Genomic DNA, 20,220 nt, shown 5'->3' on the forward strand with positions numbered 1-20,220 from the left:
ACCTCGCTGCGCGAAAGCTTCAATCCGCCGCGCGCAGGGCTTAGGTTAGGGCCGTGGAAACCGCCGACACGAGCCTGGGCGCCAGGCCCCTCCCCTCCGCCCCGCGGGGTGGGCTGCACCGATTCGCCAATCCGGGCCGCTTCCTGCGGCTGTCCGGGCGCGTGCTGCCCTGGTTGACGGCGGCGGCGGTGCTGGCGCTCGGCATCGGCCTGACCTGGGGCCTCCTCTTCTCGCCGCCCGACTGGCAGCAGGGCGAGACGGTCCGCATCCTCTACATCCATGTGCCGATGGCTTGGCTGGCGATGGGCGGCTATGCCGGGCTCGCCATCGGCTCGATCCTGTCGCTGATCTGGCGGCACCCGCTGGCCGACCTTGCCTGCCGGGAGCTTTCGCCGGTGGGTGCGATGGCGACCGCCCTCTGCCTCGCCACCGGCAGCCTCTGGGGCAAGCCGATGTGGGGCACCTGGTGGGTCTGGGACGCGCGGCTGACCTCGGTGCTGGTGCTGTTCTTCCTCTGGCTTGGCCATGCCGCCCTCGTCCGCGCCTTCGACGATACGGAGCGCGGCGCGCGGATGGGCGCGATCCTGGCGCTGATCGGGGCGGTCAACGTGCCGATCGTAAAATTCTCGGTCGACTGGTGGAACACGCTGCACCAGCCGGCCAGCGTGACGCGGCTCGGGGCGCCGGGGCTGCATGTCGACATCCTCTACCCGCTGCTGGTCTGTGCGCTGGGCTTCACCCTCGCCTTCGCTGCGCTGGTGCTGGCGCGGACGCGGGCGGCGGTGATGGAGCGGCGCATCCGGGCCCTGGAACTCGCAGCCGCTCGCCGCGCGGAGGCCGCATGAGCCTCCACTGGATGCATGTGACGGCCAGTTACGGGCTGGTGGTGGGTAGCTTCCTGATTCTCGGCCTCGCCACCATCTTCCGTCATGCCGCGGCGAAGCGCCGGCTGGCCCAGCTCGACCCGCGCGCCCACCGGCGCGCACAGGATACCGCATGACCCGCAAGACGCGCCGGCTCTGGCTGCTGCTGCTCTGTGCCCTCGGGCTCGGCAGCGCCACGGCCCTGACCCTTTCCGCCTTCCAGGACAACCTCGTCTTCTTCCGCTCGCCGAGCGACATCGCCCGCGAGGCGCCGACGCCGGAGCGCGCCTTCCGCCTTGGCGGCCTGGTCGAGACCGGCAGCGTGGTGCGGGAGACGGCGGCGGACGGCAAGCCGGAAGCGCGCTTCCGCGTCACCGATGGCGCGCATGGGGTGGCCGTCACCTATGTCGGCGTGCTGCCGGACCTGTTCCGCGAGGGACAGGGGGTGGTGACGCTCGGCAGGCTCGGGCCGGACGGCACCTTCCGCGCGAGCGAGGTGCTGGCGCGGCACGATGAGAGCTACATGCCACCCGAAGTGGCCGATGCGCTGAAGAAGAGCGGCCACTGGAACCCGAACCAGGGCGCCCCGCCGCCGGCCGCCACCTGGAACACGCTGGAGCCGGCGCAGGCGCAGCCGAGGCGCGGCTCATGATCCCCCCGCGGAGCGGACTATGATTCCCGAGATCGGGCATTTCGCCCTGGCCCTCGCGCTCGCCCTGTCGCTGGCGCAGGCCGTGGTCGGCCTCGTCGGCGCGCAACGGGCCGAGGCGCGGCTGATGGGCGCCGCGGCGCCGCTCGCCGCCGGCGTGCTGGTGACGGTCCTCGCCGCCTTCGCCTGCCTCGTCTGGGCCTATGTCGCCAACGACACCACCGTGCTGAACGTGGTGCAGAACAGCCATTCGGCGAAGCCGCTGCTCTACAAGATCAGCGGGGCCTGGGGGAACCACGAGGGCTCGATGCTCCTCTGGGTGCTGATCCTGGCGCTCTGCGGCGGGGCGGTCGCGGCCTTCGGCACCAACCTGCCCTCCGCCCTGCAGGCGCGGGTGCTCGGCGTGCTGGCGCTGGTGGCGCTCGGCTTCCTCGGCTTCATCCTTGCCACCTCGAACCCCTTCGAGCGCATCTGGCCGCCGCCAATGGATGGCCAGGGGCTCAACCCGATCCTGCAGGACCCGGGCCTCGCCTTCCATCCGCCGCTGCTCTACCTCGGCTATGTCGGCTTCGCGGTGACCTATGCCTTCGCCGTCGCCGCGTTGATCGAGGGGCGCGTCGATGCCGCCTGGGGGCGCTGGGTGCGGCCCTGGGCGCTGGCGGCCTGGTCATTCCTGACGCTCGGCATCGCCCTCGGCTCCTGGTGGGCCTATTACGAGCTCGGCTGGGGCGGCTACTGGTTCTGGGATCCGGTGGAGAACGCCTCGCTGATGCCCTGGCTCGCCGGCTGCGCCCTGCTGCACAGCGCCATCGTCGTCGAGAAGCGGGAGGCGCTGAAGACCTGGACGGTGTTCCTCGCCCTGCTCGCCTTCGGGATGAGCCTGCTCGGCACCTTCCTCGTCCGCTCCGGCGTGCTGAACAGCGTCCACGCCTTCGCCAACGACCCGGCGCGGGGGACGGTGATCCTCATCCTGCTGGCCATCTATATCGGCGGCGGCTTCCTGCTGTTCGCCTGGCGGGCGCAGGCGATGCTGCCGACGGGCGTCTTCACCCCCATCTCGCGCGAGGGGGCGCTGGTGCTGAACAACCTGCTGCTCTGCTCGATCGCGGCGGTGGTGCTGGCGGGCACGCTCTACCCGATGTTCGCCGACCTGGTGCTGGGCGAGAAATTCTCGGTCGGGCCGCCCTTCTTCAACACGGCGATCTTTCCGCTGGCGGTGCCGCTGATCGGCGCCATGGCGCTCGGGCCGGTGATGCCCTGGAAGCGGGCGCGGCTCTTCCCTGCCCTGCAGCGGCTGTGGTGGGCGGCGCTCGCCGGGCTGGCGGCGCTCGTGCTCTGCTTCAGCATCGAGGGCTATCGCGTCGGCCCGGCGCTCGGCTTCGGCGCGGCGGCGTGGGTGATCCTCGCCGCCATCGCCGATATCGCCGACCGCATCGCCCTCTTCAGCCGGCCGCGCGCGGCCTGGGCGCGGGCCAAGGGCCTGCCGCGGGCGGCCTGGGGCGGCGCCATCGCCCATGCGGGGATGGGGGTGACGATCCTCGGCCTCGCCGGCATGGGCCTCGCCACCGACACGCTGCGCCTGGTGAAACCCGGGGAGAGCGTGGCGCTGGCCGGGCTCGACTACCGGCTGGTCGGCGTCGCCGATGCGCCGGGGCCCAATTTCTCGGCCCGGCGCGCGACCGTCGAGGTGCGCGACGGCGGGCGCCTCGTCACCACGCTGGAGCCGGAGCGGCGCAGCTTCCCCGTCGCCCGGATGACGACGACGGAGGCGGCGATCCACACCACCTGGCTTTCGGACCTCTATGTCGTGCTCGGCGAGGAGCGGGATGGCGGGGCGGTGCTGCGCATCCACCACAACCCGCTGGCGCCCTGGATCTGGCTCGGCGCCGCGATCATGGCGCTCGGCGGCGGCATCTCGTTGAGCGACCGGCGCGTCCGGGTCTCGGCGCCGGCGGCCAAGACGGTGAAGGCCGGGGCACGGGCATGAGCGAGGTCGCTCCCAACCCCGAGGCGGCCGCCTGGCGCCGGCGCGCGCTGCTGCTGGCGCCGCTGGCCGCAGCAGGGCTCGGCGGGGCCGGGTTCTATGCCATGCTGCGGGGCCTCGGCACCGGCGACTACGACCCGCGCGGCGTGCCCTCGGCGCTGATCGGCAAGGCGCCGCCGGATTTCAGCCTGCCGCCGCTCGACGGCACCGGCCTGCCGGGGCTCTCGGCGGCCGATCTCCGCACCGGTACCGGCAAGCCGCTGCTGGTGAATTTCTTCGCCTCCTGGTGCGCGCCCTGCGTCATCGAGCATCCGCAGCTGATGCGCCTCGCGCGCGAGGGCGTCGGCATCATGGGCGTCGCCTACAAGGACAAGCCGGCGGACAGCCTCGGCTTCCTGCGGCAGCGCGGCACGCCCTATGCGCGGCTTGGCGTCGACCAGCCGGGGCGGGTCGCCATCGATTGGGGACTGTACGGCGTGCCGGAGACTTATCTGCTCGACAAGGGGGGTATCATCCGCTGGCGGATGGCCGGGCCGGTGACGGAGGAGATCCTGGCGCAACAGGTCACCCCACTGCTACGGCGATACGCATGATCCGCTGGCTGCTGCTGCTGCTGCTGGCCGCAGGCCCGGCGCTCGCCGTGGGCGACCCGGCCGACCAGCTCCCCAACCCGGCGCAGGAGGAGCGCGCCCGCGTCATCGGGCGCGAGCTGCGCTGCATGGTCTGCCAGAACCAATCGATCGAGGACAGCGATGCCGACCTCGCCCGCGACCTCCGGCGGATCGTTCGCGAGCAGGTGGCGCAGGGCAAGCCGGACGAGGCCGTCCTCACTTTCGTGCATGAGCGCTATGGCGACTTCGTCCTGCTGAAGCCGCCCTTCAAGGCAGCCACGGCGCTGCTCTGGGGGATGCCGGCCATTGCGCTGCTCGGCGGCGCGCTGCTGATCCGCGGCATGCGCCGGCGGCAGCGGGTGGCGTCCGGGCCGCCCGAGCTCACCCAGGCGGAGCGCGATCGCCTCGCCCAGCTCTCCGGCAGGCTGCGCGAGTGAACTGGTTCCCGTTCTGGCCGCTGCTCGGCCTGCTGGCCGTGGCGGCGATCCTGCCGCTCGCCGCCAGCCTGTTCCGCCCGCCGGCGGCGCGTGGCCGGCGCGAGGCCGACCTCGCGCTCTACCGGGCGCAGATGGAGGAGCTGGACCGCGAGCGCGAGGCCGGACGGCTGGACGAAGCCGCGCATCGGGCGGCCGTGCTCGAGGTGCAGCGCCGGCTGCTGGCGGCGCCGGCCGAGGCGGACACGCGCTCCGGCCGCGGGGCGAAGCTTGCCCTGTGGGGCATGGTGGCGGCTGTGCCGCTGCTGGCCCTTGCCCTCTACTGGCCGAGCGCGCTGCCGGACATGCCCTCGGCGCCCTTTTCGCTGCGCCAGCAGGTGGCGGCGCGGGACGAGGAGATGCTGGAGTTGCTGCGCAGCCGCCTCGCACGGCTCGACCCGGCGACGCCGCAGGCACAGGAGGGCTACCGCCTGCTCGGCAATGCCGAGCGCAGCCGCGGCGCGCTTGGCCCGGCGGCGGCGGCCTTCAAGCGGGCGCTCGATGCGAGGTTCGACCCGGAGCTGATGAGCCAGCTCGCCCAGATCCTGATCGAGGACGACAAGCTGGACGAGGCCGGGCGCATCCTCGCCGCTGCCCTGCCGCGGGCGCCGCAGCATGTCGGGCTGCGCTTCCTCTCCGGTCTGGTCGAGGCGAAGGCCGGGCGTCCGGAGCGGGCCCGCGAGCTCTGGCAGGCGCTGGTGGCCGAGGCACCGCCCGAGGCGCCGTGGCGGACCATGGTCGAGCGGCGGATGCAGGAGCTGCCCTGACCGCGGGTGCGCACCTGGCGGCCTTCTTCCCGGAGGGCGTGCCGGAGGGGGTGTGGTTGGCCGAGGGGCCCTGGGCGGCGCCCGCCTTCGGCCCCCGGCGGCGGGCAGTGGGGCTGCTGGCCGCCATCGGCGAGGACCCGGTCGCGGCGGCACTCGCCCGGCCGGCCCCGGCGGAGGCGGTGGCGAAGGCGGCCGCGCTGCAGCCGCTCTGGCCGGAGCCCATCGACCCCCGCCTGCTGGCGGCGACGCGCTGGGCCGACCCGTTCCACGAGCGGGCCTCGACCGCGGAGGACGGGCTGGCGCTGCTCGCGCTGTGGCGGCGGGAGGTGGCGGCCAACAGGGGCATCGCCGCCTTCCTCGGCATGGCCGGGTGGAAGCAGGCCGCCATCGCCGCCGCCTTCGCGCAGGACGGCCCGCCTGCCGTCTTCGCCCGGGACGAGGCGGAGGCGCTGGCCGTGGCGCGGGAACGGCAGGGCGGCATCGCCGTCTGGGCGACGCGGGCGGCGCCGGGGCTGGCGGACCGATGCCGGGCGGCGGGGGTACCGCTGCATTGGGTGGAGGATGGCTTCCTGCGCTCGGTCGGGCTCGGGGTGGATTTCATCCCCTCCGCCTCGCTCGCCGTCGATCCGCATGTGCCACATTACGATGCGGGCGGGAGTTCGGGGCTCGAGCGCATCCTGGCAGAGACGGAATTCACCCCGGCGCTGCTGGCGCGCGCGGCGGCGCTTCGGCAGGCGATCGTCGCGCGGGGAGTGACCAAGTACAATCTCCGCCGCCCGGCCGCGCCCCTGCCGGCAACGCCGGGGCGGCGGCGCATCCTCGTTGTCGGCCAGGTGGAGGACGATGCCTCGATCCGGCTCGGTGCCGGACAGGTGCGGACGAATCTCGCCCTGCTGGAGGCGGTGCGGCGCGAGGAGCCGGAGGCCTTCATCGTCTTCCGCCCGCATCCCGATGTAGAGACGGGCTATCGCCGCGGCTATGTCCCGCGCCGCGCGGCGCTGCGCCTGGCCGATGCGGTGGCGGCGGGCGGCGATATCGGCACGCTCTTCGCGGAGGTCGATGCGCTGCACGCCATCACCAGCCTCGCCGGCTTCGAGGCGCTGCTGCGCGGGCTGGAGGTCACGGCCTGGGGCCGCCCCTTCTATGCCGGCTGGGGCCTGACGCGGGACCGGGAAGCGGTGCCGCGCCGTGGCCGCGCCCTTCCGCTCGACGCGCTGGTGGCCGGCGCGCTGATCCTCTACCCGCGCTACCTCGACCCGGTGACGATGCTGCCCTGCGGGCCGGAGCTGCTGCTGGAGCGGCTGGCCGACCCGGCAGGCTGGGCGCCGGCCTCCGCAGCGCGGCGCGCCTTCCTCCCCTGGTGGCGGCAGCAAGGATGGTGGCTGAAGCAGGCCCGGCGCTTCGGACTCTGGCAGCGCTGAGCGCCGCGCCTCAGTCGAGCGAGATGCGCGCGTCCTTCGCAATGGACTGCCAGCGCAGGGCGCTCGTGCGGATGTAGTCGTCCACCTCGGGCCGCGGGATGTAGAGCGGATCGACGAAGGCCGCCTGCAGGCGCTGCTCGGTCTGCGGCGTGCGGGTGCGCTCCAGCGCCGCGGCCAGGGACCGGGCGATGGCGGGCGGCATCTTCCGCGACACGAAGAGGCCGAACCAGATGCCGAGCTCGACATCCGGCATGCCGCTCTCCTTCAGCGTTGGCACCCCCGGCAGGGCGCTCGCCCGCCTGGCGGTGGTGACGGCGAGCGGGCGGAAGGCGCCGGACTGGATATGCGCGGTGGAGGTGGCGGTGGTATCGAATCCGAAATCCACCTCGCCCGCCAGCATGGCCGCGACCAGCGGCGAGGAGCCGCGATAGGGCACATGCGTCGCGTCGATCCCCGCCTCCTTCAGGAAAACGGCGGCCGAGAGGTGCGAGGAGCTGCCGTTGCCGACCGAGCCGTAGATCATCGGCCGCGCCTTGGCCTCGGCGATGAAGGACCGCAGGTCCTTCGCCTGGACGCGGGCGGGGATGACGGAGAGGATGTTCGCCACCTCCCCGATTGTGCCGAGGCAGCCGAAGTCGCGCACTGCATCGACGCCGCTATTGGCGTAGAGGATGGGGTTCACGCCGAACATGGCGGTGGTGCCGAAGAGGATGGTGTAGCCGTCGGCCTCCGCCTGGGCGGCGGCCCCCGTCCCGATATTGCCGCCGGCGCCGGCACGGTTCTCCACCACCACCGGCTGGCCGAGCTCCCGCCCCAGCGGCTCGGCGACGATGCGTCCGACGATGTCGGTCACCCCGCCCGGCGGATAGGTGACGATCAGGCGCAGCGGCCGGTCGGCTTTCCACTCGGCCGGCTGGGCGTGGAGCGCCGGGGCGGCGAGCAGGGTGCCGAGACCGGCCAGGGTGGTGCGGCGGTGGAGCATGAACGTTCCTCGATCCTGCTGCGCAAGGAAGCCGAGGCGAGGCGTGCTGTCCAGTCTCAGGATGGCGGCTTGAGGCGACCGCGGCGGGCGAGGCCGGCGGTCTTCCAGCGCGGCTCCGCCGCCTTGGCCCGGCGGCGGGGCGCGGCAGGCTCTTCGGCGGCCGGTGGGGGTTCCACCGCTTCGGCCTCTGCGGGGGCAGCTTCCGCCTCCGCGGGCGCAGCGGCCTTCGGCGGCGCGCGGCGACGTCGGCGGGGAGGCGGCGGAGCCGTCTCCGCCGGAGACGCGGCGGGCGGTTCCGGGGCCGGAGCGGCCGGTTCCGGAGCGCTGGCCTGGGCGGCCGGAACGGGAGGCGGCTCCGGGGCCGGGAAGGCCGGTTTCGGAGTGCTGGCCTTCGCGGCCGGCACGGGAGGCGGCTCCGGAACCGGGGAGGCCAGTTTCAGAGTGCTGGCCTTCGCGGCCGGGGCGGGAGGCGGCTCCGGAGCCGGGGAGGCCGGTTCCGGAGTGCTGACCTTCGCGGCAGGCACGGGAGGCGGCTCCGGAACCGCGGACGCCGGTTTCGGAGTGCTGGCCTTCGCGGCCGGGGTGGGAGGCGGCTCCGGGGCCGGGGAGGCCGGGGACGTGGGGGGCATCGCCTTGGCGATCAACGCCCGCAGCGTGCCGGCCGTCTCGAAATAGGAGCCGTCGCGGCTCAGCAGGTAGTGCTTCCCCTCCACCTTGAAGATGCGCTGCTGCATGGTGAGGCGCTGGACCTGCAATTCGGTCGCAGGAAAGAAGGCGCAGCCGATCGCCCGGGCGGCGGCGACCTGTTCAGGCGTCAATTCCAACTTGTGGCAATTCCCAAAGGCGTTCGGCCTGCACTCTGCCTCCCCGGGCTGGCACAGGCCAAGTGAAAGGCCGTTGATGACAGGGGAGCGTGGAGCGGGCGATGGGAATCGAACCCACGACATTCAGCTTGGGAAGCTGACGTTCTACCTCTGAACTACGCCCGCAGCAGGAGGCACATTAGCCGCAGCGGGCGCCGGGCTCAAGCCCGCCTCTCGCACCGGGTGGCATGCAGGAGGGTTGACCGCGCCCGGCAGGGGCCGCTAACTGCGCCCGGGCCGTGAGGCCCCCTCGCGATTTGTCCGGCCTGCTTGCGGCGAGGTCCTCACGGGTTCCCATCGACGACGCATGGCGACGGTGATGGGTTCAAAATATGCGCGCTAAATCGGCCGTCGAGGGTGCCCAAGGGCCCCTCGCGCACCGCATGGGTGCCGGACGCCATTGGCCTGCCAGGGTGTTCCAAACCGATGTCCAAGTCCCTGCCCGAGCGTTCCCTCCGCCCCGCGACGCTGCTGGTCCGCGGTGGCACCACCCGCACCAACCATGACGAGACGGCAGAGGCGCTCTTCCTCACCTCGGGCTTCGTCTATGACAGCGCCGAGCAGGCGGAGGCGACCTTCGCCGGCACCGCCACGCATTACCAGTATTCCCGGTTCGGCAACCCGACCGTTTCCATGCTCGAGGGGCGGCTGGCGGCGCTGGAAGGGGCCGAGGCCTGCCGCTGCACCGCGACCGGCATGGCGGCGGTGCATGCCGCGATGCTGTCGCACCTGAAGGCGGGCGACCGCGTCGTTGCCTCGAGGGCGCTGTTCGGCTCCTGCCACTGGATCGTCTCGACCCTGCTGCCGCGCTACGGCATCACCGGCGAGTTCGTCGATGGCGCCGACCTCGCGCAGTGGGAGGCGGCGCTGTCGCGGCCTGCGGCGCTGGTGCTGCTGGAGACGCCCTCTAACCCGATGCTGGAGCTGGTGGACCTGCCGGCGGTTGCCGCCCTGGCGCACAAGGCCGGCGCGATCGTCGTCGTCGACAATGTCTTCGCCACGCCCCTGCTGCAGAAGCCGCTGGCGCTCGGCGCCGACGTCGTCGTTTATTCCTGCACCAAGCACATGGACGGCCAGGGCCGCGTGCTCGGCGGCGCCGTGCTGGGCTCGAAGAAGTGGGTGGACGAGGTGTTGCAGCCCTTCATCCGCAACACCGGCCCCTCGATCAGCCCGTTCAATGCCTGGGTGATCCTGAAGGGGCTGGAGACGCTGCATCTCCGCGTCCATGCCATGTGCCGCAGCGCCGCGGCGATCGCCGATTTCCTTGCCGAGCGCGTCGAGGTGCGGCGGGCGCTCTACCCCTTCTCCGCCAGCCATCCGCAATACGCCCTGGCGCAGCGGCTGATGACGGGCGGCGGCACCATCGTCACCTTCGACCTGGCGGGCGGGAAGGAGGCGGCCTTCCGCTTCTGCAACGCGCTGAAGCTGATCGACGTCTCCAACAACCTCGGCGATTCGAAAAGCCTGGTGACGCATCCGGCAACGACCACCCATATGCGGATCGGCGTGGAGGAGCGGGCGCGGCTCGGCATCACGGACGGCACCATCCGGCTCTCGGTCGGGCTCGAGGATGTGGCGGACCTGATCGAGGATCTGGCCGAGGCGCTGGATGCCGCAGGAGCCGCGGAACAGTAGCGCGAGGGGCCGCGGCCGTGGCAGGCTGCGACCCAAAACAGGGGGAAATCACCGCATGCAGCGCCAGCCTGCCGATACCGACCCGGCCCGCCAGTCCGGCTACACGGAAGTGACGCGGGGCGTGCGGGTCTCCGTGCGCACCTTCTTCCTCGCCGACCAGTCGGCACCGGAGCGGAGTCATTACGTCTGGGCCTACCGCGTCACCATCACCAATGAAGGCCGGCAGACGGTGCAGCTGCTGAAGCGCACCTGGCTCATCACCGATGCCCAGGGGCGCACCCAGCAGGTGCATGGCGACGGGGTGGTGGGGGAGCGGCCGGTGCTCGATCCGGGGGAAAGCTTCGAATACACCTCGGGCACGCCGCTGGCGACGCCCTCCGGCTTCATGCGCGGCGCCTACCACATGGTGCTGACCGATACCGGCGAGGGCTTCGACGTGGCGATCCCGACCTTCAGCCTGGACAGCCCGCACCAGCCGGGGCGGCTGCACTAGGTCAAGGTCGGGTCCAGCCGGTCGCGCAGCCAGTCGCCGAGGACCGAAACCGAGAAGGTCGTCAGCACGATCACCGCCGCGGGCGAGAGCAGGATCCAGGGCGCCCGCGTCAGGTACTCTCGCCCGTAGCCGACCATGGAGCCGAGCGAGGTCTCCGGCGGCTGCACCCCGAGGCCCAGGAAGGAGAGGCCGCTTTCCAGCAGGATGATCTCGGGGAAGGCGAGCGTCATCGAGACGATCAGCGTCGATGCAATGTTCGGCAGCACATGCCGGCCATAGACGCGCCAGGGCGAGGCGCCGAGCTGCCGTACCGCCGCCGCATAGCCCTGCGCACCGGCGCTGATGACGAGCCCCCGCGCGATCCGGGCATAGCGCTCCCAGGCATGCAGGCCGAGCAGGCAGACGAAGAGCGTCAGCGAATTGCCGAAGAAGGCGAGCACCGCGAGCGCCAGGATGAGGAAGGGCAGGCTTGCCGAGAAATCGACCAGCGCCAGCACCACCTGCTCCACGAAGCCGCGGAAATGCGCCGCCAGCACTCCGAGCGAGGTGCCGATCAGCGCGCCGATGACCGTCGCGCCGAAAGCGATCAGCAGGCTCATGCGAATGGAGAAGATCAGCCGCGAGAGCACGTCGCGCCCCAGCTCGTCGGTGCCGAGCGGGTGCAGCACCGTCGCCCCGGGCGACGCGAGGCGGTTGCGGAGGTCGAGCGCGGTATAGGCATAGGGCGCGATGACATCGGCCAGCAGCGCGACGCCGAGCATCAGCCCGAGCCAGGCGATGGCGCAGAGCACCAGCACGGGCCAGCGGCGCCGCCGCCTCCCCTCCCCCGCGACGCGAAGCGGAAGTGCGATGCCGGACATCTCAGGCCGTCCTCTGCCGCAGCCGCGGGTCGAGCGCGCCATAGAGCAGGTCGACCACGAGATTGGCCGTCACCATGGTCGCCGCCACCAGCAGCAGGATGCACTGCACCACCGCGAGGTCCCGGTTGGCGACGGCCACCACCAGCAGCCGCCCGACGCCGGGCCAGGAGAAGACGCTCTCCACCACCACCGCGCCGGCGATCAGGCTGCCAACCATGAAGCCGATGATGGTAACGGTTGGGATCGCCGCATTCGGCAGCGCATGGCCCCAGACCACCGCGCGCCAGGGCACGCCCTTGGCGGAGGCGGTACGGATATAGGGCTGGCCCAGCACTTCCAGCATCGCGCTGCGGGTGAAGCGGGCCAGCACCGCGGCGCCGCCGATGCCCATGGTGACGATGGGAAGGATGGCATGGCGCCACCCCTCCTGCCCGCCCGAGGGCAGCCAGCCGAGCTGCACCGCGAAGACCAGCACCAGCAGCAGCCCCAGCACGAAGGAGGGCACGGTGAAGCCAGCGACGGCCAGCATCATCACCACGCGGTCGGTCAGCGAGTTGCGGTGCAGCGCCGCAGTGATCCCCGCCGGGATGCCGAGGCCGAGCTTGATGAGCAGCGCCGGGATGGTCAGCGCCAGCGTCGCCGGGATGCGCTCGGCGACCAGGGCGATGGCCTCCCGCCCGTCGCGCATGGAGCGGCCGAGGTCGCCGCTGAGGATCGCCCCGAAATAGCGGAGGTATTGCAGCCAGAGCGGCTCCTCCAGCCCCCAGGCGCGGCGGAAGGCGGCGATGGCCTCGGGCGGCGCATCGGCGCCCATGATGATCTGCGCCGGGTCGCCCGAAAGGCGCAGCACGACGAAGGCGAAGCTCACCACCAGGACGATGGTGACGGCGGCGCGCAGCAGGCGGAAGCCGAGGAAACGGAGCATCCTAGGCAGCCCTCCGCGCGGGGACTTCGCCCTGCGCCACATGGCAGGCGACGTGGCGGCCGTCGCCGGGGCGGGGCTTCAGCACCGGATCCTCGCGTGCGCAGAGCGTCGTGGCGACCGGGCAGCGCGGATGGAAGGCGCAGCCGGAGGGCCGGTCCGCCGGATTGGGCGGGTCGCCTTGCAACAGGATGCGCCGCTGCCGCCGGCCGGGATGCGGGATGGCGGAAACCAGCGCCTGGGCATAGGGGTGCGCCGGATCGTGCAGCACCGCATCCGGCTCGCCCTCCTCGACGATGCGGCCGAGATACATCACCGCCACCCGGTGGCTCACCTGCCGCACCGCGCGCAGGTCGTGGCTGACGAAGAGAATCGCGGTGCCGAGCCGCGCCTGCAGCTCCACCAGCAGGTTCATCACCTGCGCCTGGATGGAGACGTCGAGGGCGCTGATGGGTTCGTCGCAAACCAGCAAGGCCGGCTCCGTCGCCAGGGCGCGGGCGAGCACCGCGCGCTGGCGCTGGCCGCCGGAGAGCTCATGCGGGTAGCGGCCGGCCTGGTCGGGGCGGAGGCCGACATCGCGGAGCAGCTGCGCCACCCGCTCCGGCCGACCGCCGATGCTGTGGATCTCGAGCGGCTCGGCAATCTGCGCGCCGATGGTCATGCGGCGATCGAGCGCCCCAAGCGGGTCCTGGAAGACCATTTGCATCCGCGCCCGCAGCGCCCGCCAGGCCGGCGTGCCGGGCGCGGGCATCGGCCGGCCCTCGAAGGCGACGCCGCCGGCATCGGGCCGCTCCAGCCCCAGCACCAGGCGGCCGGTGGTGGACTTGCCGCAGCCGCTCTCGCCGACCAAGCCGAGGGTGCGGCCGCGCTCCAGCGCAAGGGAGACGCCGTCCACCGCCCTCACCTCCACCGGCCGGCCGAACAGGCCGCGGCGCATGGCATAGCGGCGGGTGAGGCCGGTGGCCTCCAACAACGGCACCGCGCTCATGCCGGCACCAGCGCCCGCGCCGCGCGCAGGCAGGCGGCGGCATGGCCCGGCTCGACGGCGATGGCCTCCGGAACGCCCGCGGCGCAGGCGGCCATCGCCTGCGGGCAGCGAGGGGCGAAGGCGCAGCCGGGCGGCATCGCGCCCGGCTCCGGCACGCCGCCGGGGATGGCGGCGAGCGGCCGGCGCGGCCCGTCCAGCGGCGGCAAGGCGCCGAGCAGCCCCTGCGTGTAGGGATGGGTCGGCCGGTCGAAGAGGCGGCCGACCGGCGCCTCCTCCACGATCCGACCCGCATACATCACGGCGACCCGCTCGCAGGTCTCCGCCACCACGCCGAGGTCATGGGAGATCAGCACCAGCGCCATCCCCGTCTCCCGCCGCAGCGCGCCGAGCAGGTCGAGAATCTGCGCCTGGATGGTGACGTCGAGCGCCGTGGTCGGCTCGTCGGCCACCAGCAGCTCCGGGCGGCCGGCGAGCGCCATGGCGATCATCACCCGCTGGCTCTGCCCGCCCGACAGCTCATGCGGATAGGCATCGAGCCGCCGCCCGGCATCGGGGATGCCGACCTGGTCGAGCAGCCGCCGCGCCTCGGCCCTGGCCGCCGCGCCGCGCAGCCCGCGATGCAGGCCGAGCGCCTCCGCCACCTGCCGCCCGATGCGGTGCACCGGGTTGAGGCTGCTCGCTGGGTCCTGGAAGATCATGGCGACGCGGCCGCCGCGCACCCGGTCGAGCAGCGCGGGCGGCGCGCCCAGCAACTCCTCGCCGCCGAGCCGCACGCTGCCGCCGACGCGCGCGCGGCCGGGCAGCAGGCCGAGCGCGGCGAGCCAGGTGACCGACTTGCCACAACCGCTCTCGCCAACCAGCCCAAGCGCCTCACCCGGCGCCACGGCGAGGTCGATGCCGCGCAGCGCCGGCGCCCCGTCGAAATCGACGGTGAGGCCGCGCAGCGCGATCAGCGGCTCAGACACCCCAGTTGCCGCTGCGGAAGTCCATGGCGAAGGCGGGGGCCGCCTTCCAGCGGATATCGCGGCGCTTCGCCGTGAAAGTGGCGTTCTGGTGCAGCACGGTGAAGGCGGGGTCCTCGCGCTCGGCGATCTCCAGCATGCGGCGGAAGACGGCCTTGCGGCGGGCGCGGTCCGTGCTGGTCTCCAGCTCGACCGAGAGGCGATTGAACTCCTGGTTCGTCCACTCGCCGACCTGCTGCTGCTGGCCGTTCGGCCCATGCTGGTTGGTGAGGGAGGAGGTCGGGTCGCTGAACAGGCCGGAGTTGGACCAGTCGCGCACCGCCCGCGTCGGCGTCGCCTCCAGGATCTGCGACCAGTTCTCCTTCATCTCGATCTGCACGTTGAGGCCGGCGGCGCGCCACATCTCGACCAGCACCTGCGCCGTCGCCACCTGGTTGGTGTAGTAGTTGTTCAGCAGGCGATAGGGGATCGGCTCGCCCTTGTAGCCGGCCTCGCGCAGCAGGCGGCGGGCCTCGGCGGGGTCGTATTTCGGCACCGCCCAGTCGGCAAGGTGCATGTCGCCGTAGAACTCCCACTGCAGCCCGCGCGGGATGGTCGTCCGCCCGGCCCAGAGGCTCTCGACGATCGCCTGCCGGTCGATCGCATGGGTGAAGGCGCGGCGCACCCGCGGGTCGCGCAGGGTCGCGTGGTTCATGTCGAACACCGTCAGCCGGTGGTTCGGAATGGTGCCGCCCAGCACCTCGAAGGCGCGGTTGCGCTCGATGCCGGCGATCTGGTCGGGCGGGATGTCGCAGGCGAAGTGGTACTCGCCGGAGAGCAGCCCGTTCACCCGGCTCGACACCTCCGGCACCTCGACGAAGCGCAGTTGCTTCAGCGGCGGACGGCCGCCCCAGTACTCGTCATGCGCGACGAGGGTGAGCGAGTTGTCGGCGCGGAACTCCGCCACCTTGTAGGGGCCGGTGGTGACGGGCCTGCGCGCCCAGTCGAGCCAGGTGGCGGCCTCGGCGAAGCCGCGCCGGCTGCCGATCTCGGCGCCGTAGCGGGCAAGCCGGCCCTCCAGCGTCACGTCCGGCGTGCGGTTGATCCAGCGGACCGTGTATTTGTCGACGATCTCGATACGCTCGAAGCCGGGGAAGCTGCGGTTGGCGACGGCAGGCACCTCCACCGGCAGCTCGCGGCCGGCGCGGCCGGGATTGACCTCGTTGACGCGGATGGTGCTGCCGCTGTTGGGGCCGCCCGGCCCGAACATGCGCTCGTTGCCGAAGGAGAAGGCGACGTCCTCGGCCGTCAGCTCCTCGCCATTGTGGAATTTCACGCCCTGGCGCAGCGTCAGTTCGACGACGCTGTCGCTGATGCGGCGCGTCTCGGTGGCCAGCACGGGGACGGTCTCCAGCCGGCTCGCATAGTCGCGGCCGAGCAGGCCTTCCCAGAGCGAGGTCAGCATCACCCGCTCGCCCACGTTGCTCTGCTCGCGCAGCGGCTCCAGCGTGTTGGAGTTGCTGACCTTCTGCACCGCGACGGTGATGCTCGGCCGCTGGTCTGACTGGCCGATGGCGAAGCGGGGCAGGCCGGCGGCGAGCGCGGTGCCGGCGAGGAGGCTGCGACGGTCGATCATGCGTGGGTCCCCCGGTCTTCGAGCCCTTCGGGCGTGGCGCGGAAGGCGGTCAGCGTGCGTTCGGCATGGCGCAGCCGCCAGGAAAGCGCGCGCTGCGCATACTCCTTGACGAGGCCGGCATGCTCGGGGCTGTCCGCCAGATTGGCGAACTGGTGCGGGTCCCGCTCCAGGTCGAAGAAGAGCGGCGGCAGGGCGGCGAAGTGGACGTACTTGTACCGGCCGTCCTGGATGACGCAGAGGCTGCACTCGTCCATGTGCAGGCCGAGCTCGCTCTCCGGCCGCGAGTAGAAGACGTCGCGGAAGTCGAACTCGTAGTGCAGCGCGTCGCGCCAGCCTCGCGGCGCGCCGCCGCGCAGCAACGGCGAGAGCGAGCGGCCGTCGCAGGCGCGCGGGATCTCGCCGCCGAGCGCCTGGAGGATGGTCGGCATCAGGTCGATGCTCTCGGTCGGCGCGCTCTCCACGGCGCCGGGGCGGACGGGCCGCCCGGCCTCCTTCACCACCAGTGGGATGCGGAAGCTCTCGTCGAAGTAACCGATCTTGCCGAGCAGCCAATGGTCGCCCAGCTGCTCGCCGTGGTCGGAGGTGAACACCACCATGGTGTCCTCCCACTGCCCGGTCTCCTCCAGGTAGGCGAAGACGCGGCCGAGATTGTCGTCGATCTCGCTCATCAGCCCGGCATAGGTGGCGCGCATCAGGCGGATGGAGGCCTCGTCGAGCCCCGTCACCGCCCCGCCCGCGCCATGGAAGAAGGAGCCCTGGCTGATGCCGCGCAGGTAGAAGTCGAGCAGCGGGTGCTGGCGCGCCTCGTCCTGCCAGTCGGCCTGGCGCACCGGGCCCGGCATCTCGGCCGGCGCGTACATCGCGTTGTAGGGCGCGGGTGCGATGAAGGGCGGGTGCGGGCGGTAGTAGCCGAGATGGAGGAACCAGGGCTTGCCGTTGACGCCCTTCAGGTAGGTCAGCGCCCGGTCGGTGAAGTAGGCGGTGTCCGACAGCTCGGCCGGGATGCGGCAGGGGCGGTCGGTCGCGCCCGGCACGGCATCCTCGCCGACGGGCAGCCAGATGTCCTCGCGCCGCTCCGGCAGCGTGTAGCCCTTGTGGGCGAGCCAGCCGAAATAGCCGTCCATTGTCGGTTCGAAGGCGCCGACGCTGCGGAAGCCTTCCATCAGGTCGCCGAGATAGGTGAAGCGCCCGTCGCGCGGGCCGGTGGTGCGCGGATCGGGCGTCGTCGTCGTGTAGCCGATCAGCGCCGGGTCGTAGCCGATGTGGCGGAGCGCCTTGCCGAGATTCATGTGGCGGGCATCGAGCGGCACGGTGTTCTGCACCGCCCGGTGGTTCATCAGGTAGAGGCCGGTCAGCAGGCTGGCCCGTGCCGGACCGCAGGGCACCGTCGTCGTCACGTGGTTGCGGAAGGTGACGCCCTCGCGGCACAGCCGGTCGAGATTGGGCGTGCGCAGGAAGTCCGCGCCCAGCCAGGGCACGAAATCCGCCCGCCACTGGTCCACCACGATCAGGAGCACGTTTCGCGGCCGCTGCATCATCCATCTCTCTCCGTGCGCCGCCGATAGCCCATGCGGCTTGACGGGCGGATGGCGGTTCGGCGTCCCTTCGATGACAGCTTGCGGGTTGCAGGCGATGGGCGGTTGAATGCGCACAACAACCGGAGGAAACGTCGATGCGCGCAGCCATCTTCCGCCAGGGCGATCTGGTGGTGGACACCATCCCCGACCCCGATCTCGGCGAGGGCCAGGTGCTGGTGCGCACCCGCGCCTGCGGCATCTGCGGCTCCGACCTGCATGCCGCCAAGCATGCGAAGGAATTCGCCGAACTCTCGGCGCGCAGCGGCGGACGCTTCGGCATGCCGGCGGATCGCGACGTGGTGTTCGGCCATGAATTCGTCGGCGAGGTGGTGGCGAACGGGCCGGGTACGGAGGGGCGCTTCTCCCCCGGCACCCTCGTCACCTCCATGCCGCTGACCATTCGTGGCACCGTGGTGCTGGGCATCGGCTACAACCCGGAGGTGCCAGGCGCCTTCGCCGAGTACATGCCGCTGGCCGAGCGCATGCTGCTGCCGCTGCCCGCGGGGATGGACCCCGACCATGCGGCGATGGTTGAGCCGATGGCGGTCGGGCTGCATGCGGTCAATTTCGGACAAATGACGGAGGCAGACGTGCCGCTCGTCATCGGCTGCGGGCCGGTCGGGCTGGCGGTGATCGCGGCGCTGAAGCTGCGCGGCGCGGGGCCGATCATCGCCGCAGACTACTCGCCGGCGCGGCGGGCGCTGGCCGAGCGGATGGGGGCGACGGTGGTGGTCGATCCGGCGCGCGACTCACCCTATGCGGCGCTGGAGGCGGCGGTGACGCCGGAGGGCTTCGATGCGGGCCGCTACGCGCAGCTCTTCGGCAGCGGGCCGCGGCGGCGGCCGGCGGTGGTGTTCGAGTGCGTCGGCGTGCCGGGCGTGGTGCAGCAGATCATGGAGGGCGCGCCGGCCGGCACGCGCGTGGTCGTCGTCGGCGTCTGCATGCAGCCGGACCGCATCGAGCCCTTCTTCGGCATCGTCAAGCAGATCAGCCTGCAATTCGTGTTGGGCTATACGCCGGAGGAATTCCGCGAGACGCTTGGCCATATCGCCGCCGGGCGGATGGATGTGGCGTCGCTGGTCACCGGGCGGACGGGGCTGGAGGGCGTGCGGCAGGCCTTCCAGGACCTCGCCAACCCGGAGCGGCACGCCAAGATCCTCGTCGAGCCCTGGCGCTAGCCCCGGCGGAGCAGGCGCATGGCGGCGGCGAGGCGCAGGCGGAAGCCGTGGCCCGTCCCGCCGCGCAGCGCGTGCCAGCCCGTCGCCAGCAGCGCCCGGCCGGTTGCGCCGAGGCCGTGGAGGAAGGCCCGCGTCGCCACCCAGGCGGGTATGCCCTCCAGCACCGCATGGCCATAGGCCAGCAGCCGCACCGCCCCGCCATAGGCCCAGGCGAAGCTCGGGACCTGGAGCATCTTCGGCCGGGCGATGGCGAAGAGCCGGGCGGAGAAGGCGACGCCCACCACCTTCGCCGCCAGCAGCAGCACGACGCCCAGCACGAAATGCCCGTGCAGGAAGAGCCACAGCTCGCCGAGCTTCAGCAGCGGAATGATGGCGAGGAAGGGCAGCACGAAGACCACCACCACCATCCGCGGGCTGAGCCGCGCCACCAGCCGTTCCACCACCGCGAAGACCGGCAGGTGCGACAGCGCATGGCCGAGCGCCGTCAGCCAGCGCCACAGCGTCGCTTCCAGCAGCACCGCGACGAGGGCGAGCAGGATGATCGGGACATGCGCGATGCGGCGGAGGATGGGCCGGGTCATGCGCCCGAATCTAGCACGGGCGGGGCTCAGTAGATGCCCATGGCAAGGCCGGCGCCGAGCGCCGCGCCCAGGTCCTCGCAGCGTTGAAGCCCTTCCGGTGGAATGATCTTGGGAGAAAGGATCGCCTCGGGCGTCTGTGCCCGGGTGCAAAGAATCAGCGGCTCCGCCACAGGGCGCAGCCGCCAGCCGGTGACGATGCGGGCGAGCTGCCGGGCGGCGTTGCTGCCGTCGCTGCCGGCGCAGATCATCGCCGCATAGGGGCGGCCGTTCACCCGGTCGAGCACGGGGTAGTAGCAGCGGTCGAAGAAGTCCTTCATCAGCCCCGACATGGCGGCGAGGTTTTCCGGCGTGGCGAAGAGGTAGCCATCGGCCGCCAGCACATCCGCCGGCCCGGCCTCGGGCGCCGGGAGCATCCGGACCCGCGCTTCCCCGGCAGCGCCGCGGGCGGCGGCCTCGGCCATCTGCCGGGTGCCGCCCGTGCTGCTGTGCCAGACGAGGAGGAGCGTCCTCACCGCCTCATGCCGCGGCCCAGGACACCGCGACATCCCCGGTGACGAAGGCCTGGCACGCCATGCGCCAGCCCTCGGCGATCTCCGCCTCGCTGAGGTGCCGGCGCTCGCGCGGCGTCACCGCGGCGAGGTTGCCGCCCCCCTGCTCGACCCGGCAACGGCAGGTGCCGCAGACGCCGCCGGCGCATTTGAAGGGGATGCCGGCCTTCTCGTGGATCGAGAGGCGCAGCAGGCTGATCCCCGCTTCCGCCCGGGCCTGCCGACCGCTGGTCAGGAACCGCACCGTG

At 72.2% G+C, this 20,220-nt stretch carries 22 protein-coding genes and 1 tRNA gene; 11 read left to right on the forward strand and 12 right to left on the reverse strand.

The window, feature by feature from the left end; translation table 11 throughout:
- Positions 1–74: 74 nt before the first annotated feature.
- Genes LH62_RS05545 through LH62_RS05575 form a run of 8 tightly spaced genes read left to right on the forward strand, consistent with a single transcriptional unit; the run spans position 75 to position 6,768 of the window.
- A complete protein-coding gene (locus LH62_RS05545) occupies positions 75–845 on the forward strand; it encodes a heme ABC transporter permease (protein WP_043365234.1) in 771 nt (256 codons plus the stop codon).
- Positions 842–1,000, forward strand: coding sequence for a heme exporter protein CcmD (locus LH62_RS30145; RefSeq protein WP_144404386.1), 159 nt, complete (start codon positions 842–844; stop codon positions 998–1,000). The genes LH62_RS05545 and LH62_RS30145 overlap by 4 nt, the downstream gene beginning before the upstream one ends.
- Complete coding sequence (gene ccmE / locus LH62_RS05550) at positions 997–1,515, forward strand: cytochrome c maturation protein CcmE (RefSeq protein WP_043359817.1); 519 nt, start codon at positions 997–999, stop codon at positions 1,513–1,515. Before LH62_RS30145 ends, ccmE begins: the two co-directional genes overlap by 4 nt.
- Before the next feature lie 19 nt (positions 1,516–1,534).
- Entirely contained in the window at positions 1,535–3,499 is a 1,965-nt protein-coding gene (locus LH62_RS05555) for a heme lyase CcmF/NrfE family subunit (RefSeq protein WP_043359819.1), read from the forward strand.
- On the forward strand, positions 3,496–4,089 hold the full coding sequence (locus LH62_RS05560; RefSeq protein ID WP_043359821.1) for a DsbE family thiol:disulfide interchange protein: 594 nt from the start codon (positions 3,496–3,498) through the stop codon (positions 4,087–4,089). Before LH62_RS05555 ends, LH62_RS05560 begins: the two co-directional genes overlap by 4 nt.
- Positions 4,086–4,544 carry a cytochrome c-type biogenesis protein gene (locus tag LH62_RS05565; RefSeq protein WP_043359823.1) on the forward strand — a complete coding sequence of 153 codons (459 nt, stop codon included), beginning with the start codon at positions 4,086–4,088 and terminating at the stop codon, positions 4,542–4,544. The genes LH62_RS05560 and LH62_RS05565 overlap by 4 nt, the downstream gene beginning before the upstream one ends.
- The gene (gene ccmI / locus LH62_RS05570) at positions 4,541–5,347 is read left to right on the forward strand and encodes a c-type cytochrome biogenesis protein CcmI (protein WP_043359824.1); all 807 of its coding nucleotides are present in this window, start codon (positions 4,541–4,543) and stop codon (positions 5,345–5,347) included. The genes LH62_RS05565 and ccmI overlap by 4 nt, the downstream gene beginning before the upstream one ends.
- Positions 5,305–6,768, forward strand: a complete 1,464-nt coding sequence (locus LH62_RS05575; protein ID WP_052213741.1) for a beta-3-deoxy-D-manno-oct-2-ulosonic acid transferase — start codon at positions 5,305–5,307, stop codon at positions 6,766–6,768. Before ccmI ends, LH62_RS05575 begins: the two co-directional genes overlap by 43 nt.
- Before the next feature lie 10 nt (positions 6,769–6,778).
- Here the strand turns inward: LH62_RS05575 and LH62_RS05580 are convergent, their stop codons facing one another.
- The 3 genes from LH62_RS05580 to LH62_RS05590 all read right to left on the reverse strand — a co-directional run bounded on the left by LH62_RS05580 (position 6,779) and on the right by LH62_RS05590 (position 8,739).
- The gene (locus LH62_RS05580; protein ID WP_043359826.1) at positions 6,779–7,750 is read right to left on the reverse strand and encodes a tripartite tricarboxylate transporter substrate binding protein; all 972 of its coding nucleotides are present in this window, start codon (positions 7,748–7,750) and stop codon (positions 6,779–6,781) included.
- Between the two features lie 56 nt (positions 7,751–7,806).
- Positions 7,807–8,574 (reverse strand): hypothetical protein, encoded by a 768-nt coding sequence (locus tag LH62_RS05585; protein WP_043359827.1) that lies wholly within the window; start codon positions 8,572–8,574, stop codon positions 7,807–7,809.
- Positions 8,575–8,664: 90 nt separating this feature from the next.
- Positions 8,665–8,739: transfer RNA gene (locus LH62_RS05590), tRNA-Gly, on the reverse strand.
- Positions 8,740–9,039: 300 nt separating this feature from the next.
- Between LH62_RS05590 and metZ the strand changes: the two genes are divergently transcribed.
- Positions 9,040–10,248, forward strand: a complete 1,209-nt coding sequence (gene metZ / locus LH62_RS05595; RefSeq protein WP_043359829.1) for an O-succinylhomoserine sulfhydrylase — start codon at positions 9,040–9,042, stop codon at positions 10,246–10,248.
- Between the two features lie 55 nt (positions 10,249–10,303).
- Positions 10,304–10,741, forward strand: a complete 438-nt coding sequence (apaG, locus tag LH62_RS05600; RefSeq protein ID WP_052213742.1) for a Co2+/Mg2+ efflux protein ApaG — start codon at positions 10,304–10,306, stop codon at positions 10,739–10,741.
- Here the strand turns inward: apaG and LH62_RS05605 are convergent.
- The 6 genes from LH62_RS05605 to pehA are packed head-to-tail and all read right to left on the reverse strand — an operon-like array spanning position 10,738 to position 17,626.
- On the reverse strand, positions 10,738–11,601 hold the full coding sequence (locus LH62_RS05605; RefSeq protein WP_043359830.1) for an ABC transporter permease: 864 nt from the start codon (positions 11,599–11,601) through the stop codon (positions 10,738–10,740). The two genes, apaG and LH62_RS05605, sit on opposite strands and share 4 nt — an antisense overlap.
- A gap of 1 nt (position 11,602) precedes the next feature.
- Positions 11,603–12,526, reverse strand: a complete 924-nt coding sequence (locus LH62_RS05610; RefSeq protein ID WP_043359832.1) for an ABC transporter permease — start codon at positions 12,524–12,526, stop codon at positions 11,603–11,605.
- A 1-nt stretch (position 12,527) separates the two neighbouring features.
- Complete coding sequence (locus LH62_RS05615) at positions 12,528–13,511, reverse strand: ABC transporter ATP-binding protein (protein WP_043359833.1); 984 nt, start codon at positions 13,509–13,511, stop codon at positions 12,528–12,530.
- Positions 13,508–14,476, reverse strand: a complete 969-nt coding sequence (locus LH62_RS05620) for an ABC transporter ATP-binding protein (protein WP_043359835.1) — start codon at positions 14,474–14,476, stop codon at positions 13,508–13,510. Before LH62_RS05620 ends, LH62_RS05615 begins: the two co-directional genes overlap by 4 nt.
- A complete protein-coding gene (locus LH62_RS31865) occupies positions 14,469–16,088 on the reverse strand; it encodes an ABC transporter substrate-binding protein (RefSeq protein ID WP_043359836.1) in 1,620 nt (539 codons plus the stop codon). The genes LH62_RS05620 and LH62_RS31865 overlap by 8 nt, the downstream gene beginning before the upstream one ends.
- Positions 16,085–17,626, reverse strand: a complete 1,542-nt coding sequence (gene pehA / locus LH62_RS05630) for a phosphoric/sulfuric ester hydrolase PehA (RefSeq protein WP_236552484.1) — start codon at positions 17,624–17,626, stop codon at positions 16,085–16,087. Before pehA ends, LH62_RS31865 begins: the two co-directional genes overlap by 4 nt.
- 134 nt (positions 17,627–17,760) lie before the next feature.
- On the opposite strand from pehA, the gene LH62_RS05635 reads away from it, so the two are divergent.
- Positions 17,761–18,843, forward strand: a complete 1,083-nt coding sequence (locus LH62_RS05635) for a zinc-binding dehydrogenase (protein WP_043359839.1) — start codon at positions 17,761–17,763, stop codon at positions 18,841–18,843.
- Here the strand turns inward: LH62_RS05635 and LH62_RS05640 are convergent.
- The 3 genes from LH62_RS05640 to LH62_RS05650 are packed head-to-tail and all read right to left on the reverse strand — an operon-like array spanning position 18,840 to position 20,216.
- A complete protein-coding gene (locus LH62_RS05640; protein ID WP_052213743.1) occupies positions 18,840–19,424 on the reverse strand; it encodes a hypothetical protein in 585 nt (194 codons plus the stop codon). The two genes, LH62_RS05635 and LH62_RS05640, sit on opposite strands and share 4 nt — an antisense overlap.
- 26 nt (positions 19,425–19,450) lie before the next feature.
- Positions 19,451–19,936 (reverse strand): flavodoxin family protein, encoded by a 486-nt coding sequence (locus tag LH62_RS05645; RefSeq protein ID WP_201445425.1) that lies wholly within the window; start codon positions 19,934–19,936, stop codon positions 19,451–19,453.
- 4 nt (positions 19,937–19,940) lie between these two features.
- The gene (locus LH62_RS05650) at positions 19,941–20,216 is read right to left on the reverse strand and encodes a 2Fe-2S iron-sulfur cluster-binding protein (protein WP_201445426.1); all 276 of its coding nucleotides are present in this window, start codon (positions 20,214–20,216) and stop codon (positions 19,941–19,943) included.
- Between the last annotated feature and the right edge of the window lie 4 nt (positions 20,217–20,220).

It is taken from the genome of Belnapia sp. F-4-1, from assembly GCF_000802185.1.
Classification (GTDB): Bacteria; Pseudomonadota; Alphaproteobacteria; order Acetobacterales; family Acetobacteraceae; genus Belnapia.